The sequence below is a fragment of the Pseudoalteromonas sp. SaAl2 genome, from assembly GCF_052947895.1.
Genome location: NZ_CM129605.1, coordinates 277,886 through 294,496 on the forward strand (window position 1 = coordinate 277,886; position 16,611 = coordinate 294,496).

At 41.1% G+C, this 16,611-nt stretch carries 14 protein-coding genes; 11 read left to right on the forward strand and 3 right to left on the reverse strand.

The features are described 5' to 3' along the window. Nucleotides 1-38: 38 nt before the first annotated feature. From ACU8V8_RS01315 to coaBC, 3 genes are all read right to left on the reverse strand, one after another. Nucleotides 39-2,798, reverse strand: a complete 2,760-nt coding sequence (locus ACU8V8_RS01315) for an alpha/beta hydrolase family protein (RefSeq protein ID WP_446888580.1) — start codon at nucleotides 2,796-2,798, stop codon at nucleotides 39-41. A 215-nt stretch (nucleotides 2,799-3,013) separates the two neighbouring features. Then, nucleotides 3,014-3,601: a nucleoid occlusion factor SlmA gene (slmA, locus tag ACU8V8_RS01320; protein ID WP_446888581.1), complete on the reverse strand. Its 588-nt coding sequence runs from the start codon at nucleotides 3,599-3,601 to the stop codon at nucleotides 3,014-3,016. 112 nt (nucleotides 3,602-3,713) lie between these two features. Beyond that, entirely contained in the window at nucleotides 3,714-4,907 is a 1,194-nt protein-coding gene (gene coaBC / locus ACU8V8_RS01325; protein ID WP_446888582.1) for a bifunctional phosphopantothenoylcysteine decarboxylase/phosphopantothenate--cysteine ligase CoaBC, read from the reverse strand. 164 nt (nucleotides 4,908-5,071) lie between these two features. Here coaBC and radC point away from each other — a divergent pair, with 164 nt between their 5' ends. The 11 genes from radC (at nucleotide 5,072) to priB (ending at nucleotide 16,607) form a co-directional block, all read left to right on the forward strand. Further along, a complete protein-coding gene (gene radC / locus ACU8V8_RS01330) occupies nucleotides 5,072-5,746 on the forward strand; it encodes a RadC family protein (RefSeq protein ID WP_087531161.1) in 675 nt (224 codons plus the stop codon). Nucleotides 5,747-6,019: 273 nt separating this feature from the next. Continuing rightward, nucleotides 6,020-6,256: a 50S ribosomal protein L28 gene (gene rpmB / locus ACU8V8_RS01335; RefSeq protein ID WP_006793236.1), complete on the forward strand. Its 237-nt coding sequence runs from the start codon at nucleotides 6,020-6,022 to the stop codon at nucleotides 6,254-6,256. A gap of 11 nt (nucleotides 6,257-6,267) precedes the next feature. Beyond that, nucleotides 6,268-6,423, forward strand: coding sequence for a 50S ribosomal protein L33 (gene rpmG, locus ACU8V8_RS01340; protein WP_004587947.1), 156 nt, complete (start codon nucleotides 6,268-6,270; stop codon nucleotides 6,421-6,423). A 141-nt stretch (nucleotides 6,424-6,564) separates the two neighbouring features. Continuing rightward, a complete protein-coding gene (gene ampD, locus ACU8V8_RS01345) occupies nucleotides 6,565-7,110 on the forward strand; it encodes a 1,6-anhydro-N-acetylmuramyl-L-alanine amidase AmpD (RefSeq protein WP_446888583.1) in 546 nt (181 codons plus the stop codon). A 24-nt stretch (nucleotides 7,111-7,134) separates the two neighbouring features. After that, on the forward strand, nucleotides 7,135-7,986 hold the full coding sequence (gene ampE / locus ACU8V8_RS01350; RefSeq protein ID WP_446888584.1) for a beta-lactamase regulator AmpE: 852 nt from the start codon (nucleotides 7,135-7,137) through the stop codon (nucleotides 7,984-7,986). Between the two features lie 649 nt (nucleotides 7,987-8,635). Further along, complete coding sequence (gene pdhR, locus ACU8V8_RS01355) at nucleotides 8,636-9,385, forward strand: pyruvate dehydrogenase complex transcriptional repressor PdhR (protein ID WP_087531158.1); 750 nt, start codon at nucleotides 8,636-8,638, stop codon at nucleotides 9,383-9,385. A 96-nt stretch (nucleotides 9,386-9,481) separates the two neighbouring features. Then, nucleotides 9,482-12,148, forward strand: a complete 2,667-nt coding sequence (gene aceE, locus ACU8V8_RS01360) for a pyruvate dehydrogenase (acetyl-transferring), homodimeric type (protein ID WP_446888585.1) — start codon at nucleotides 9,482-9,484, stop codon at nucleotides 12,146-12,148. Between the two features lie 11 nt (nucleotides 12,149-12,159). Continuing rightward, nucleotides 12,160-14,067 (forward strand): pyruvate dehydrogenase complex dihydrolipoyllysine-residue acetyltransferase, encoded by a 1,908-nt coding sequence (aceF, locus tag ACU8V8_RS01365; protein ID WP_446888586.1) that lies wholly within the window; start codon nucleotides 12,160-12,162, stop codon nucleotides 14,065-14,067. 199 nt (nucleotides 14,068-14,266) lie between these two features. Next, a complete protein-coding gene (gene lpdA, locus ACU8V8_RS01370; RefSeq protein WP_446888587.1) occupies nucleotides 14,267-15,694 on the forward strand; it encodes a dihydrolipoyl dehydrogenase in 1,428 nt (475 codons plus the stop codon). 200 nt (nucleotides 15,695-15,894) lie between these two features. Next, nucleotides 15,895-16,236, forward strand: coding sequence for a 30S ribosomal protein S6 (gene rpsF / locus ACU8V8_RS01375; RefSeq protein ID WP_036980061.1), 342 nt, complete (start codon nucleotides 15,895-15,897; stop codon nucleotides 16,234-16,236). Between the two features lie 68 nt (nucleotides 16,237-16,304). Next, complete coding sequence (gene priB / locus ACU8V8_RS01380; RefSeq protein WP_087531192.1) at nucleotides 16,305-16,607, forward strand: primosomal replication protein N; 303 nt, start codon at nucleotides 16,305-16,307, stop codon at nucleotides 16,605-16,607. Nucleotides 16,608-16,611 lie beyond the last annotated feature (4 nt).

Sequence of the window (16,611 nt, forward strand, 5' to 3'; positions counted from 1 at the left end):
ATTGCTGGGCGTTTTTATATAGCTGCTTATTCTTCAGCTTATTCCTCAATAAATGCTTCACCTTCAGTCATCCATTTAGCGGCCGGTTTGCCTTTTAAATAGTGATCAAAGTACTGCATCATACGAATCGAGAAATCCACTTGGTTCGGGAATTTCTTTAAATGATGTGGTTCGCCTTCGTATTGTAAGAAGGTGGCATCTTTACCAGCACGGCGCAGTGCTAAGTAATATTGCACACCTTCATGCCATGGCACAGCGTCATCTTTATCACCAAACATGATTAAGATAGGGGTATTTACTTTGTCGGCAAAAAACACCGGTGAGTTTTCAATATAAAGCTCAGGCGCTTCAAACAAGTTTTTACCGATACGGCTTTGCCCTGTTTCATACTGAAACTGGCGCGCAAGCCCTGACTTTAAGCGAATACCACTGTAGGCACTGGTCATGTTAGATACTGGTGCACCCGATACTACGGCTTTGAACATGTCAGTTTCGGTGATCATAAAGGCACTTTGATATCCCGCCCATGAATGGCCTTGTAAGCCAATTTTATCTGGGTCGGCAACCCCTAAATCAATCAGCTTTTGGGTTGCATTGATCATGGTCTGCGTCGATGACTTACCTGGATGGCCTATTTCAAAGCGAATATCAGGTAAAAAGATTGCGTAACCGTTTGATGTGAACATCGGGAAGTTAGGGCGATGATTTAGCTCCATTTTAGGAAAGTCATACATGCGTTGACTCATATAGCGGTAAAAATACACCACCACTGGCACTTTATCGCCTTTTTTGTAGCCCGCAGGTTTAATGAGTACGCCTTGTAGGTCTTCTCCATCAAACCCTTTATAGCTGATAAGCTCAGGCGCTTGGCCCCATGCAAAGTTATCAACTTGCGGATTTAAATTAGTGACCTTTTGTGGTTTATTAAAGCTAAAGTCGGTTTGGTAAATATCAGGGAACTGCTGATAGGTTTGCTCAGTAAATAAATACTTATTGGCGTGTTTCGCTTTGTTAATAACATCAAAGCGTTTGTTGCCAGTAAGTACTTTAGTAATTGCGTTATCTACTAGGCTTAGTTTCGCAATTTCGGTTTGTTTGTGCTGTAAGTTTGTAGCACTAAGTAGTAAAGTTTCATCTTGTTTAAAGCCGATTTGCTCTTTATCAAGTTTGATAATTCGATATTGTGTATTGCTAGGCTTACCATTTGTTAAACGTGTGCCTTGCTGAGTGGTTACATCAAACGCCCAAATATCGTATTTGCTATACACCAAGACTTGACTGCTATCGGTAAGCCAGCCAGCAAAACCATAGCCTGGTTGTGTCGATGGGTAGTCGTGTTTGTCATCAGCAAAAGTTGCTTGAATTGCTTTAGTTAAGCTACTAATTTTATTGTTAGCTAGGTCTTTCAGTTGTACTTGGCTGTCATTAAAGTAAGCGGCAAACTCACCATTTGGTGAAAGGCTTGGTCTAAAAGGGTAATCTTTAATAATTGATTTTTGTGCACCCGTTTTTACATCAACCGCATAATAATCAGCAAAAAAGCCACCATACATAATGCGCTCTAAATACGCTTGATTAGAGTAGCCCAACAAGGTATCGCGTTTTGTATTGAGTGCAACCTCAGGCATCTCTGGTGTACTTAATTGTACTGATTTGTCACTAGCTAAAAAGTAAACACTTTGATAGTGGCGGTTTTTATTGGCTTTATTCCATTGTTGCTCTTCACGAGGTTTAATTTCAGCATCGTTATTGTGCCAAACATTTAAGCCTTTTTGGTCGCGAATAGTATCGTAATCATACAATGATGCTTCATCGGTATATTCTTTTGCTTTTAGCTTAGCTGCAAGCTTTGGTCTGTTTTCAAAATATAGGCGTTCACCGTCTTCTGACCATTCTAACTTGGCCGTTTTACCTATTTGCCATGCTGTATCGGCCGATTTTATATCAGTCAGTTGCTCGTTTTTATAAAGCTTTAATTGGTAGTCACGGCGGCGCATATCATCATTAACATAATTGCCTAGAGTAAAGGCCACAATATTTTGTGTTGGGTGCCACGCTATTTTATTAACCACAACACCTGGCTCATCAATCAGTACACTGCTGGTAAAATCATTATTAAGCGTGAGCAAGGTAACTTGGTTATCAGTCCCGTCGTTGTCTATTTGGCTGGCGAGTAACTGGTTTGCATCACTGCTTATTGCGTAGTTCAATACCTGCGAAATCGTGTGGCTAGTTTTATTGTTCAAGTTAACAACGACTAAATCATAAGCGGTGTCTTTTTTATCGGGTTTGATCTCGCTTGTTTTGTCGTTATCTGCATCACTAGAGCTGTCTTTTTTATCGGCTTTTTTGTTTAAGCGATAAGCGAGCCAATTACCATCATCTGAAAGTTTATAGTCTTTTACATCATCAAACTGTTGTTGCTCACCGCTGAGGGTATTAACTAGCACTAGGTTATTTTTCAGTGTATCTTTCTTTTTAGTGGTTTCTCTTTCGAGCAAAGTAGGGACTTGGGTAAATACAACCCAGTTAGCGGCTTTGTTTATTGTTGGTTTTGTTCCACGTGGTACTTCTGCAATCAATTTGTTATTAGTTAGGTTATACACTTGGCCGCTTGCATCACCACGATAAGGTGCCGCGCTAAAAGTAAGAATATTACCATCTTCAGACAGCTGAGTACCTTTGGCTGCTTTAAAATCAAATACATCTTTAAATTGTAGTGCATCTTTAGCATTTGCTGTTGCACTACTTAAGCTTGCTACAAGGGCAATGCTGAGTAGAGAGAGTTGCGCTTTCATTATTAATTCTCGTTTTGTTTCATTACCCTTATCATAACGGGTTTGTTAAACAATTCGAGTAGAAGCGATAAGCGCACGAAAATGAGAGTTAAGATAGCAAATACAAAAAAACCTTGTAAGCATAACTCACAAGGTTAATATTTTAGCAAACTAGCAAACTAGCAAACTAGCAAACTAGCAAACTAGCAAACTAGCAAACTAGCAAACTAGCAAACTTATAGCCAAATCTTTTGCAGTTCTAGCCATTGTTTCTCAAATTGAGCGCTTGGTTTAACCTTAAAGTCACTACGAACAAATTGATTCATTTTACCTTCAATATACGCGAGTAAAAAGTTAGCGATGGTGAGTTCATCACTCTGGAAGGTTTTGCCTTCGCGTAATTTTCGTTCACGTAACACTTGTTTTATTTGAGTTTCTAGTTTTTCAAATAAACTTTGTACACGTTCTCGTAATCGCTCTTGCTCACCTTGTAGTGCATCGCCGGTTAGAATTCGGGTGATCCCTGGGTTTTTTTCAGCGAACGCCAAAAGCAGTAATAAAATATTGTAGATGCGGCTTTGGGTTTCTTTTTCGTTTTCAAGGATAAGGTTAATGCGAGACAATAGCGTGTCTTCAATAAACGCAATCAAGCCTTCAAACATCCGTGCTTTACTCGGGAAATGACGATAAAGCGCAGCTTCAGACACGCCTACTTCGGCAGCGAGTTTTGCCGTAGTTATACGTTGGCCTAGGCTGGTTTCTAGCATCTGTGCGAGTGCTTGTAGTATTTGCTCTTTGCGATTACTTCTTTTTGTCGCAGGCATGAACATTCCTTTCTTTTAATTATTTATTGAGCTTTGCCAGAGTTGGCCACTCATTTTTTGAGCTAATGAGTGGGGATATGTTAATGTTTTATTCAGCTTCTTTCCAGCCTTTTTACAATCGTTTAGCAAGCTCAGTCATCACACTTAGTGCGAGCGCGCTTTTTGTATCTATTGCTAATTCTTTTTGCTCAGTATGCCAGTACAGTGTTAAAGCATTATGATCTGAGTTAAAGCCTAAGTTTGATTGTGATACATCATTTGCACAAATCATATCGAGGTTTTTATTGGTCAGTTTACCTTTGGCGTAGCTAGCAACATCTTGTGTTTCAGCGGCAAAGCCTACGGTATATGGTCGCCCTTGAGTTAGGTTTGCTACCGCAGCAATTACATCTGGATTTTTTACTAATGTAAGAGTGAGCTCATCACCTTGTTTTTTCATTTTTTGTTCGGCAACGTTAGCTGCGCGATAATCAGCTACGGCAGCGCAACCAATAAAGGCATCAGATTGAACTGCAAGTGTAAGAGACGCTTGTAGTAATTGTTCTGCGCTTTCAATATTTGTGAGTTTTGCTGCGCTCGGCGGGGGGATAGTAACTGGACCTGATATAAGGTTTACTGTTGCACCTAAATCAAGTGCTGCTTGTGCAAGTGCGTAGCCCATTTTTCCTGAGCTATGATTAGATATAAAACGAACTGGGTCAAGTGGCTCACGAGTGGGGCCTGCGGTAATTGTAATTGTTTTACCTGCGAGTAATTGCGGGTGAGCTGGCTTAGTGCAAAGAGTAACTAACTCGCTTGGCTCGAGCATTCTCCCTGCGCCAATATCACCACACGCTTGCTCGCCTTTACCTGGACCCCAAATATCTACACCGCGCTGAGCTAGCGTTGCTAAGTTAGCTTGGGTAGCTGGGTGAGCATACATTTGTTGGTTCATGGCAGGAGCGATGGCTACTTTTGCTGGTGTTGCTAATAATAAGGTTGTTAGCAGGTCGTCAGCGATGCCTGCGGCCATTTTTGCGATGATATTACTGCTGGCAGGGGCAACCAAAATTAAATCAGCCCATTTGGCAAACTCAATATGGCCCATTGCAGCTTCTGCAGAAGGGTCTAGCAACGAGTCTGATACAATTTCACCGCTAACGGCTTGCATGGTGAGAGGTGTTATAAAATGTTTTGCTGACTCGGTCATAACCACTTTTATTTCGCAGCCTTGCTCTTTTAATCGCCTTACTAGCTCTGCGCATTTATAAGCCGCAATACCACCGGTGATCCCAAGTACAATTTTTTTATTTTTTAACTTTGTCATTAACTCTGCCATGTGCTGATAAAACCTTTGTCGATATGCACTAACGATAGCAAATCTTTGGCTTTGGCACGAAGCTTTTAATTTGAATTTTATTTACGGTTTTACAGGCGAAATTTTATTTTTAGATTACAGTTAAATGAATGGTTTGTTTTAGGGACAAAATAATGCAGCTGAATTCACTACCTGTGGAGCAACGCCCGCGTGAAAAATTATTAAATAAGGGGGCAAAGTCGCTAAGCGATGCTGAGTTGTTAGCTATATTCTTACGAACAGGCTTGCCTGGTATGAATGCCGTTGAGCTTGCACAACATTTAATGACTCAAAATGAAACACTGCACAATTTATTTAATGCATCATTGGAAGATTTTTGCGCCCAAAAAGGCTTAGGCACAGCAAAGTACGTACAATTGCAAGCCGTACTAGAGCTCAGTAGGCGTTATATGATAGAGCAATGCCAGCGAAAAGCGGTATTTAATTCACCGCAATCAGTCTACGATTATTTAACCCTTGAACTTAGAGGCTTACAACAAGAAGTGTTCATGGTGCTATATCTAGATAGTCAAAATAGACTTATTAAAGAAGAAACACTTTTTTATGGCACGATTAATTCAGCATCTGTTTATCCGCGTGAAGTTGTAAAAGCTGCGCTTAAAAATAATGCCGGGGCACTTATATTAGCCCATAATCACCCATCAGGCATCGCCGAGCCCAGCCAAGCTGACAAACTTATCACTAATAAATTGCAACAAGCACTACAATTAGTCGATATAAATATCTTAGATCACATCATTGTGGGTGCAGATAATTGTATTTCGTTCGCAGAGAGGGGCCTTATTTAGCTTTGTTTGCTAGTTAAGTGTGTTAAAAATAAGCTGTTTAAGTGTTTTTGACAAATTAGTTTAATTTAAATGCAGTTTTTACTTTCCCTAAGGGCTTTCGATCTTTATAATTAGCCGCTATCAAATTTACATATGAGCTGATTGGATAGATCATTGTTTGATCTTTGCCTGTAAAAGCTGTATAAAGAGCGCCCTTCGATTTATTCTCTAGGGCAGAAATACATGGCCTTAGGTTAAATTAAGCTCGAGCGAAGTTATTGGAGATATATAGACATGTCTAAAGTATGTCAAGTTACAGGTAAGCGTCCTGCGGTTGGTAATCACCGTTCACACGCGAGAAACGCGACTAGACGTCGTTTCCTACCTAACCTACAAACACACCGTTTTTGGGTTGAAAGTGAAAAACGTTTTGTAACATTACGCACTACTACTAAAGGTATGCGTATTATCGATAAAAAAGGCATCGACGCGGTTCTTACAGAAATCCGTGCTCGCGGCGAAAAAGTTTAAGGAACTGAATCATGCGCGATAAAATCCGTTTAGTTTCAACTGCTGGTACTGGTTTTTTCTACACTACCGACAAAAACAAGCGTAACATGCCTGAAAAAATGGAAATCAAAAAGTTCGATCCTAAGGCTCGTAAACACGTGATTTTCAAAGAAGCTAAAATCAAGTAATTTTAGTTCTCTTCAGAATATCAAAAACCCAGCTTATGCTGGGTTTTTTGTTTTTAGCCAACTCTCAGCGCTGCTTTCGGCTATCATTAACTTTATAAATCCTTTAGCATAATCAACAAATTGTCATGGCGGTAAGCTACTATGTATATTGATAATGCGGGAAAGGTACAAGGAGTCATTCAGCGAGCATGTACTCATTTCGATGAGCGACCATGCGCAGAAGACATTTCTTTATTAGTTATTCATAATATTTCATTGCCTGCAGGGCAGTTTGCAACACCTTATGTAGATGATTTATTTATGGGGAATATTGATTGCCAGACTCATCCTTCTTTTAGCGACCTGCAAGGGCTTAGAGTGTCAGCTCATTGTTTTATTAAGCGTACGGGCGAGGTTATACAGTATGTGCCGTTTACAAAGCGAGCTTGGCATGCAGGGAAATCTGATTTTTTAGGACGTGAACAATGCAATGATTTTAGTATTGGTATTGAGCTTGAAGGAACGGATGTGAGTGGATATACCCAAATGCAATATAATGCATTACAATCATTAACTAAGTTATTGATGAATAAATACCCCGCAATAACTAAAAAACGTATTGTTGGGCACTGTGATATTGCGCCAGGGCGAAAAACAGATCCAGGTGAAAGCTTTGATTGGCAACATTATTTAGCTGCCCTTTTTTAACCTGCTTTTAGCAAAGAGACCGCTATGATTTTAATTTCTATTATTATCGCATTGATTTTGGAACGTTTAGGTGCACGCTCAGATTATTGGCAGATAAGCCATTATGCACAGAGCTATTTAACACGCTCTAATAGGCAGCTAAGCGAAAAAGGCTTGTTTAATTCTAACCATGGTTTTTTAATTTGGTTAATTCTGCCAGTTATAGCAATCGCTTTGATTTATACTTTTTCTGATTTTGTGCTTTGGCAACTTGCTGTCAATATTGTGGTGTTATTGGTTTGCTTTGGTTGTGCTAAACATCGTGTTTTATATAAGGCGTATTTAAATGCACTTACCCGAGAGGATCGTGAGGCGGCAAGCTTGTATGCCCTGCAAATGGGCCAAAACAAAACTGAAGATGAACCTGATGGTGAAACGTTTGGGCAAACATTAGCCTGGATAAATTTTCGCTTTTATTGTGCGGTCATTTTTTGGTTTGTCATATTAGGCGCGCCAGGTGCTGTACTTTATGCACTAGTGCGGACTTATGCTGATTTAGTGCGCGAAGACCAAAAAGTCGCATATGTGGCACGCTTCAAATTGATTCATAAATTATTATTTTGGCTTGATTGGCTACCGGCACGTATTACCAGCTTTGGTTTTTTAGTTATTGGTAATTTTAATAAAGGCACCAGCTGCTTACTGCGTTACGCATTTGACTTTTCAGTGAGTAATCGAAAAGTAGTGACAAATACCGCATTAGCAGCGGAGCAAATTGAGCGGCAGCACTTTGGCTGTGCGGTTGAAGCAACCTGTATGATGAAGTTGGTAAAGCGTAATGTTTTGTTTTATTTAGTGCTTATTGCACTGCTCACCTTGTTTGGTGGTTTGGCGTAAGAAATGGGTGTTGTGTGTTTTGTGGGAACAAGTTTTAGCCGTGATTGTTCTAAGTTTTGTGTTAAAGCCAATCGGCGCTAAAGCGCTCTCCTACGGGGGTTGGGATGTGATTTTATTTGTGGGAACAGGCTTTAGCCGTGATTGTTCTAAGTTTTGTGTTAAAGCCAATCGGCGCTAAAGCGCTCTCCTACGGGGGTTGGGGTATGATTTTACTTTGTGGGAATAAGCTTTAGCCGTGATTGTTTTAGGTTTTGTGTTAAAGCCAATCGGCGCTAAAGCGCTTTCCTACGATTATAACCCGCAGCTCGTTACCCGCTGCTTTTTCTCATTCACTTCTCTTTGAGCAAAAATTTTTAAGTTATTTGTTGATAGTAATCGCCCGCTTCTCAGGGTGTGTCATCTGGTCAGACCATTTCGTGTTTTATTAAAAACCCTTCCCAAAGTCAGCGGTTATCACCTACTGTTTAATCTTTGAGCTAAATGCGTTAGGCTAGTTTTGTATGCGGGCTGCTCATGAAATTGACAGTAAACTTGCTTTTTGATAACGTATGGCTCAAATTTGGTATGACCAATTTACCTTTTGGTTTCGGCTACAGGCACAAACTGGTATTTATGAAGCCAGAGCCTATTACAACGCGGACGTTGATTAATGTCTTTAAAGATTAAAGCAGCAAAATTGTCGGATGTTATTTTACAGCAACTTGAGAATATGATTCTTGAGGGATCATTAGCACCGGGCGAAAAATTGCCGCCAGAGCGTGAACTCGCCAAACAGTTTGAAGTCTCTCGCCCTTCATTGCGTGAGGCGATTCAAAAGCTAGAGGCTAAAGGGTTGGTAACGCGCCGCCAAGGCGGCGGTACGTTTGTTAAGAATCAGCTTGAAGAAGGTTTAACTGATCCGTTATTTGATTTGATCAGTAAGCACCCTGAATCACAGTTTGACTTATTAGAGTTTCGCCATGCACTCGAAGGTATTGCTGCCTATTATGCAGCACTTAGAGGTACTAGCACTGACTTTGAAAAAGTGAAACAAAGTTTTGAGTGTATTGCCTTAGCTAATGATGATTTACAGCAAAAAGCCAAAGCAATTAATGCGTTTCATTTTAGTGTTGCAGAATCGTCGCATAATGTAGTGTTGCTTCACTTAGTGCGAGGGATGCAAGCGCTACTTGAACAAAATGTATTACAGAATTTAACGGTATTGCTAGAAAAGCCGCACATTAGTAAGCAGTTAGCAGAGCATCGCCGTTTATTAATGGATGCAGTTATAGAAGGGAATCCTGAACAAGCTCGTTTAGCCAGTAATGCTCACTTAGCTTTCATTGAAGAGGCGCTACTTGAAGCAGGTAAAGAGCACTCGCGTATTGAACGTAGTTTAAGACGCACTAAACAGAATTAGAAACAAGATAATAATTTAAGCAAGTACGGTATTGAAACACACAATACACAGTATTAATTAAAAACATTCGTATTTTAAACATAAGGAAACCTCCGTATGTCTGAAGTCAATAAAATTGACGTAGACGCGCTAGAAACACAAGAGTGGTTACAAGCTCTTGAATCAGTTGTGCGTGAAGAAGGTGTTGAGCGTGCTCAGTTTTTACTTGAGCAAGTATTAGAGCAAGCCCGTTTAGACGGTGTTGATATGCCTACAGGCATCAACACGAACTACGTTAATACGATTCCGGTAGATCAAGAACCTGCATACCCTGGGGATGTAAACCTTGAGCGCCGTATTCGTTCTATTATTCGTTGGAACGCAATCATGATTGTATTGCGTGCATCGAAAAAAGACCTCGACTTAGGCGGCCATATGGCGTCTTACCAGTCTTCTGCTGCATTTTATGAAGTATGTTTTAACCACTTCTTTAAAGCACCTAATGACGTAGATGGTGGTGACTTAGTTTATTATCAAGGTCATATTTCTCCAGGTATCTATGCGCGTGCATTTGTTGAAGGTCGTTTATCTGCGGCTCAGCTAGATAACTTCCGCCAAGAAGTAGACGGTAACGGTTTACCATCATACCCACACCCTAAATTAATGCCTGAATTCTGGCAGTTCCCTACAGTATCTATGGGTCTGGGTCCTATCGCGTCGATATACCAAGCGCGTTTCTTAAAATACTTAGATGGCCGTGGCTTAAAAGACACTAAAAACCAGCGCGTATATGCGTTTTTAGGTGATGGTGAAATGGATGAGCCAGAATCACGTGGCGCAATCTCATTTGCGGCTCGTGAAAAGCTAGATAACCTTTGCTACCTAATTAACTGTAACTTACAACGCTTAGATGGCCCAGTAATGGGTAACGGTAAGATCATTCAAGAGCTTGAAGGTCTATTTAAAGGTGCTGGCTGGAACGTTATCAAAGTTGTATGGGGCAGTGGCTGGGATATCTTACTTGCTAAAGATACTACAGGTAAGCTTTTACAATTGATGAACGAAACCATCGATGGTGATTACCAAACATATAAAGCGAAAGACGGTGCTTACGTACGTGAACACTTCTTTGGTCGTTACCCTGAAACAGCAGCACTTGTTGCAGATATGACGGATGACGAAATTTTTGCACTTAAGCGTGGTGGTCATGAGCCATCAAAACTTTATGCTGCATTTAAAAAGGCCGAGCAAACTAACGACCGTCCTACTGTAATTCTTGCTAAAACTGTTAAAGGTTACGGCATGGGTGAAGCGGCTGAAGGTAAAAACATCGCGCACCAAGTTAAGAAAATGGACATGACTCACGTTGAACACTTACGTTCGCGTTTAGGTCTACAAGATCTTGTATCTGACGAAGCAATTAAAGACTTGCCTTACTTAGAGCTTGAAGAAGGTTCTGAAGAGTACAAGTACTTACACGCGCGCCGTAAAGACTTAAAGGGGTACACGCCAACACGTATACCTAACTTCTCTGAAAAGCTACAGCTACCAGAAGTAGAAGCATTCAAGCCATTACTTGAAGAGCAAAAGCGTGATATTTCAACAACAATGGGCTTTGTACGTGCACTTAACGTGTTACTAAAAGACAAAGGTATTGGCAAAAACATCGTGCCAATCATTGCTGATGAAGCGCGTACATTTGGTATGGAAGGTTTATTCCGTCAAATCGGTATTTATAACCCGCATGGCCAAAACTACACGCCACAAGACCGTGATATTGTTTCTTACTATAAAGAAGCCACATCAGGTCAGGTACTTCAAGAAGGTATCAATGAGTTAGGCGCAATGTCATCGTGGGTTGCTGCGGCAACGTCTTACAGCACGAATGACTTACCAATGATCCCATTTTACATCTACTATTCAATGTTCGGTTTCCAACGTGTTGGCGATATGGCATGGATGGCGGGTGACCAACAAGCACGCGGATTCTTACTCGGTGCAACTGCGGGTCGTACAACGCTTAATGGTGAAGGTCTACAGCATGAAGATGGTCACAGCCATATTCTTGCAAACACTGTACCTAACTGTATCTCTTATGACCCAACGTATGCGTACGAAGTAGCGGTGATCATTCAAGATGGTATTCGTCGTATGTACGGTGAAGATCAAGAAAACATTTACTACTACCTAACGCTGATGAACGAAAACTACGCGCAACCAGCAATGCCACAAGGCGCTGAAGAAGGTATTCGTAAAGGTATTTATAAGCTTGAAAGCTACGAAGGTAAAAAAGCCAACGTACAACTACTAAGCTCAGGTACTATCATGACTGAAGTACGTAAAGCAGCAGCCATTTTAAGTGATGACTACGGTATTGCATCAGACGTTTACTCAGTAACCTCATTCAATGAGCTTACTCGCGATGGTCAAGATGTTGAGCGTTTCAACATGCTTAACCCAGAAAGCGAGCAAAAAACGCCTTATATCACTAGCGTATTGAATGACTCTGTTACCGTTGCAGCAACGGATTACATGAAAAACTACGCTGAACAAGCGCGTTCATTCATCCCTAGCAGTAACTACAAAGTATTGGGTACTGACGGTTACGGTCGTTCAGACAGCCGTGAAAACTTACGTCGTCACTTTGAAGTTAACGCAGGTTATGTTGTTGTTGCTACGTTATCTGAACTTGCTAAACGTGGTGAAGTTGAAAAGTCAGTGGTTGTTGACGCACTTAAGAAGTTCGACATCGACACTAACAAACTTAACCCACTGTACGCTTAAGAGGTTTTGCAATGAGTATTGAAATTAATGTACCAGATATCGGTGGCGATGAAGTTGAAGTAACCGAAATCTTAGTAAGTGTTGGCGACGTTGTTGAAGTTGACCAATCACTTCTTACTGTTGAAGGCGATAAAGCATCAATGGAAGTACCAGCTGCTCAAGCGGGTACAGTTAAAGAAATTAAAGTAAGCGAAGGTGACACGGTTACCACTGGCTCTTTAATTATGATTTTTGAAGGCGAAAGTGCTGGCGAAGAAAAAGCGCCAGAAACTTCGGCTAAATCTGAAGATGCAGCACCTGCTGCCTCTTCAGGCTCAGCAACCAAAGAAGTGACCGTACCAGATATCGGTGATGATGAAGTTGAAGTCACAGAAATCATGGTTGCAGTGGGCGATAGCGTTGAAGAAGAGCAATCTATCTTAAACGTTGAAGGCGACAAAGCGGCTATGGAAGTACCAGCACCGTTCGCAGGTACAGTTAAAGAAATCAAAATCGCGACTGGCGACAAAGTAAAAACAGGCTCTTTAGTGTTTGTTTTTGAAGTTGCTGGAAGTGAGCCTGCAGCCGCGAAAGCAGAAGCAGCTCCAAAGGCTGACTCAGCTCCTGCACAAAGTTCAGCGCCAAGCAGTAAAGACGTTAACGTGCCTGATATCGGCGGTGATGAAGTAGAAGTCACTGAAATTATGGTTGCAGTTGGCGATAAGGTTGAAGAAGATCAATCAATCTTAAACGTTGAAGGCGACAAAGCGGCAATGGAAGTTCCTGCGCCGTTTGCGGGCACAGTAAAAGAAATAAAAGTAGCAGCGGGCGATAAAGTATCGACTGGCTCACTTATTTTTGTTTTTGAAGTAGAGGGCAGTGCACCTGCTACGTCAACTGAAAAAGCGGCTCCGGCATCAGCGCCAGCGGCTAAAGTAGAATCTGCTCCAGCGCCACAAGCCGCACCTGCAACAGCAAGTAATGAAAGCTTTGAAAACAACAGTGCCTATGCTCATGCATCGCCAGTTGTTCGCCGTTTAGCTCGTGAGTTTGGTATTAACCTTGCGAACGTAAAAGGCTCAGGTCGTAAAAACCGTGTTGTTAAAGAAGATGTGCAAAACTATGTTAAAAACCTAGTTAAGCAAGTTGAATCTGGTCAGTTATCTGCGGGTAATGGCAATGCAGGTGGTGGCGAACTTGGTTTAATTCCATGGCCAAAAGTTGATTTTGCTAAATTTGGTGAAATCGAAGAGAAGAAACTATCTCGCATTCAAAAGCTATCAGGTAAAAACTTACACCGTAACTGGGTGCAAATCCCTCACGTTACCCAGTTTGATGAAGCTGATATCACTAGCCTTGAAGCTTTCCGTAAAGAGCAAAATGCACTAGCGGAGAAGAAAAAGCTAGGCGTTAAAATCACGCCACTAGTATTTGTAATGAAAGCAGCAGCAAAAGCATTGGCTGACTTCCCTACATTTAACTCATCACTATCTAACGATGGTGAAAGCTTAATTCTTAAAAAGTATATCAATATCGGTGTTGCTGTAGATACGCCAAATGGTCTAGTTGTACCAGTATTTAAAGATGTAGATAAAAAAGGCATTATTGAGCTATCGCGTGAATTAATGGAAGTATCTGTTAAAGCGCGTGAAGGTAAGTTAACAGCATCTGATATGCAAGGCGGTTGTTTTACTATTTCAAGCCTAGGTGGTATTGGTGGTACTGCATTTACGCCAATTGTTAATGCGCCAGAGGTTGCTATTTTAGGTGTATCTAAATCTGAAATGAAACCAAAATGGAATGGCAAAGAGTTTGAACCTAAATTAATGGTTCCACTTTCAATGTCATACGACCATAGGGTGATTGACGGTGCACTAGCGGCACGCTTTACTGTAACTCTTGCAAGTTACATGAGCGATATTCGCCAACTAGTAATGTAATGCAGCAATTGATGCATATAGCTAAATAAATAGAATCAAATCCCAGCCAGTTTTTTTTGCTGGGATTTTTACCATTTGCAATGATACAATCTTTGTATATCTTGCATAAATTTTTGATCTGCTCTGACTTTCTGCCCATGCAGAAACATGGCAGTTAAACTTTAGGGCAGTGTCCCGTTCAAACAATTAAGGTAAAAGCATGAGCAACGAATTAAAAACTCAAGTTGTTGTACTAGGCGGTGGTCCTGGTGGTTATTCTGCGGCTTTCCGTGCTGCTGACTTGGGCTTAGAAGTTACATTAGTAGAATCTCGCGACACATTAGGCGGTGTATGTCTTAATGTGGGTTGCATCCCTTCAAAAGCACTTTTACACGTGGCTAAAGTAATTGATGACGCTGCAGAAATGTCATCTCATGGTGTCACTTTTGGTAAGCCTGAAATCGATTTAGACAAAGTCCGCTCTTGGAAAGACTCTGTTATTGGTCAGTTAACTGGCGGCCTTGATGGCATGGCTAAAATGCGTAAAGTTAAAGTGGTTTACGGCTACGGTAAATTCACTGGCAGTAACACTATCGCAGTTGAAGGTACTGATGGCGCAACAACGATTACATTCGATAATGCTATTATTGCAGCCGGTTCTCAGCCTGTTAACTTACCTTTCATCCCTGAAGATGATCGTGTAATTGATTCAACTGGCGCACTAGAACTTAAAGATATACCAGAGAAACTACTTGTTTTAGGCGGTGGTATCATCGGTCTAGAAATGGGTACTGTATATCGTGCACTTGGTTCTGACATCGACGTAGTTGAGTTTGCTGAACAATTAGTACCAGCAGCTGATAAAGACGTTATCAAAATTTACCAACGTTACGTTAAAGACAAGTTTAATGTAATGCTGTCTACTAAAGTAACTGGCGTTGAAGCAAAAGACGATGGTTTATATGTAACGTTTGAAGGTAAAAATGCACCGGCAGAGCCTGTACGTTATGACAAAGTGTTAGTTGCTGTTGGCCGTACACCAAACGGTAAATTGCTTGATGCTGACAAAGCGGGCGTAAATGTTGATGAGCGTGGCTTTATCAATGTTGATAAGCAACTTAAAACAAACGTTAACCACATCTTCGCGATTGGTGACATTGTTGGTCAACCTATGCTTGCACACAAAGCGGTTCATGAAGGTCATGTTGCTGCTGAAGTTATTTCTGGTCAAAAGCACTTCTTTGACCCTAAATGTATCCCTTCAATAGCGTATACTGATCCAGAAATCGCTTGGGTTGGTGTCACAGAGAAAGAAGCCAAAGAGCAAGGCTTAAGCATCGAAACAGCGGTATTCCCGTGGGCTGCATCAGGTCGTGCAATAGCATCTGCTCGTACTGAAGGTCAAACTAAGCTTATTTTTGATAAAGACAGTGGCCGCATAATTGGTGGTGCTATGGTTGGTATCAACGCAGGCGAAATGCTTGGTGAAATCGGCTTAGCCGTTGAAATGGGCGCAGATGGCGAAGACTTAGCGCTTACTATTCATGCTCACCCAACATTGAACGAATCAATCGGCCTTGCTGCTGAAATCTTTGAAGGTTCAATCACTGATTTACCAAACAAGAAAGCAGTTAAAAAGAAGAAGTAAGCTCTTCTTGTAGTTAATTGTTTAAAAACCCAAGCCTATGCTTGGGTTTTTTGTTTTTATAGCTGACCTAAAATATTTATTGCTTAATTATCCAACTAAGCGTAAAATGCGCGCTCATTTCGGCCTAATTAATATTAATTCCTTGCCTTAAACCGACTGGCTGAAACGGTAGAAGGCTCTATTAACCGTAAGGAATATCCATGCGTCATTACGAAATCGTATTCATGGTTCACCCTGATCAGAGTGAGCAAGTTGCTGGTATGATCGAACGTTATACTGGTTCTATCACTGAAGCAGGTGGTACTATCCATCGTCTTGAAGACTGGGGCCGTCGTCAATTGGCTTACCCAATCAACAAGCTTCATAAAGCTCATTATGTTCTTATGAACGTTGAAGCACCAACTGAAGTAATCAGCGAGCTAGAAACTACTTTCCGCTACAACGATGCAGTGCTTCGTAACTTAGTTATGCGTACTAAAAACGCTGTAACTGAAGCGTCTCCTCTTGTAAGAGAAGAGAAGAAAGAAGCACCAGCTGCTTAATTGTTTTGAGTCCAAGCATGGCGCTGTGCAGTTGAGTTATTAAGATGAGCCAAAAGCTTAACCCTTACATGAATCAACTAACATTATCTGGAGTCGTTTGTAAAACGCCCAAATATAGCCAAAGCCCTGCTGGCATCCCGCATTGTATTTTTGTTGTAGAACATAAATCGATGCAAATTGAAGCAGACCTTAACCGTAATAGTTATGTCAGACTTCAAGTGGTTGCTAGTGGTAAGCAAATGCAACAACAGACTCAACATTTGCACGTTGGGCAGGCATTGCAAGTGAGTGGTTTTTTAAATCGCCACGAAGGCCGTAACGGCCTTAGCCAATTGGTTTTGCATGCTCAGCATATAGAAAGAATTAATTGAGGAA

Excerpts from the sequence above, each read along its gene's own strand:
- ACU8V8_RS01315 (WP_446888580.1), bottom strand. The coding sequence starts at position 2,798 with ATGAAAGCGCAACTCTCTCTACTCAGCATTGCCCTTGTAGCAAGCTTA.
- radC (WP_087531161.1), top strand. The coding sequence starts at position 5,072 with ATGCAGCTGAATTCACTACCTGTGGAGCAACGCCCGCGTGAAAAATTA.
- coaBC (WP_446888582.1), bottom strand. The coding sequence starts at position 4,907 with ATGACAAAGTTAAAAAATAAAAAAATTGTACTTGGGATCACCGGTGGT.
- aceF (WP_446888586.1), top strand. The coding sequence starts at position 12,160 with ATGAGTATTGAAATTAATGTACCAGATATCGGTGGCGATGAAGTTGAA.
- rpmG (WP_004587947.1), top strand. The coding sequence starts at position 6,268 with ATGCGCGATAAAATCCGTTTAGTTTCAACTGCTGGTACTGGTTTTTTC.
- rpsF (WP_036980061.1), top strand. The coding sequence starts at position 15,895 with ATGCGTCATTACGAAATCGTATTCATGGTTCACCCTGATCAGAGTGAG.
- ampD (WP_446888583.1), top strand. The coding sequence starts at position 6,565 with ATGTATATTGATAATGCGGGAAAGGTACAAGGAGTCATTCAGCGAGCA.
- priB (WP_087531192.1), top strand. The coding sequence starts at position 16,305 with ATGAATCAACTAACATTATCTGGAGTCGTTTGTAAAACGCCCAAATAT.
- aceE (WP_446888585.1), top strand. The coding sequence starts at position 9,482 with ATGTCTGAAGTCAATAAAATTGACGTAGACGCGCTAGAAACACAAGAG.
- pdhR (WP_087531158.1), top strand. The coding sequence starts at position 8,636 with ATGTCTTTAAAGATTAAAGCAGCAAAATTGTCGGATGTTATTTTACAG.
- lpdA (WP_446888587.1), top strand. The coding sequence starts at position 14,267 with ATGAGCAACGAATTAAAAACTCAAGTTGTTGTACTAGGCGGTGGTCCT.
- slmA (WP_446888581.1), bottom strand. The coding sequence starts at position 3,601 with ATGCCTGCGACAAAAAGAAGTAATCGCAAAGAGCAAATACTACAAGCA.
- ampE (WP_446888584.1), top strand. The coding sequence starts at position 7,135 with ATGATTTTAATTTCTATTATTATCGCATTGATTTTGGAACGTTTAGGT.
- rpmB (WP_006793236.1), top strand. The coding sequence starts at position 6,020 with ATGTCTAAAGTATGTCAAGTTACAGGTAAGCGTCCTGCGGTTGGTAAT.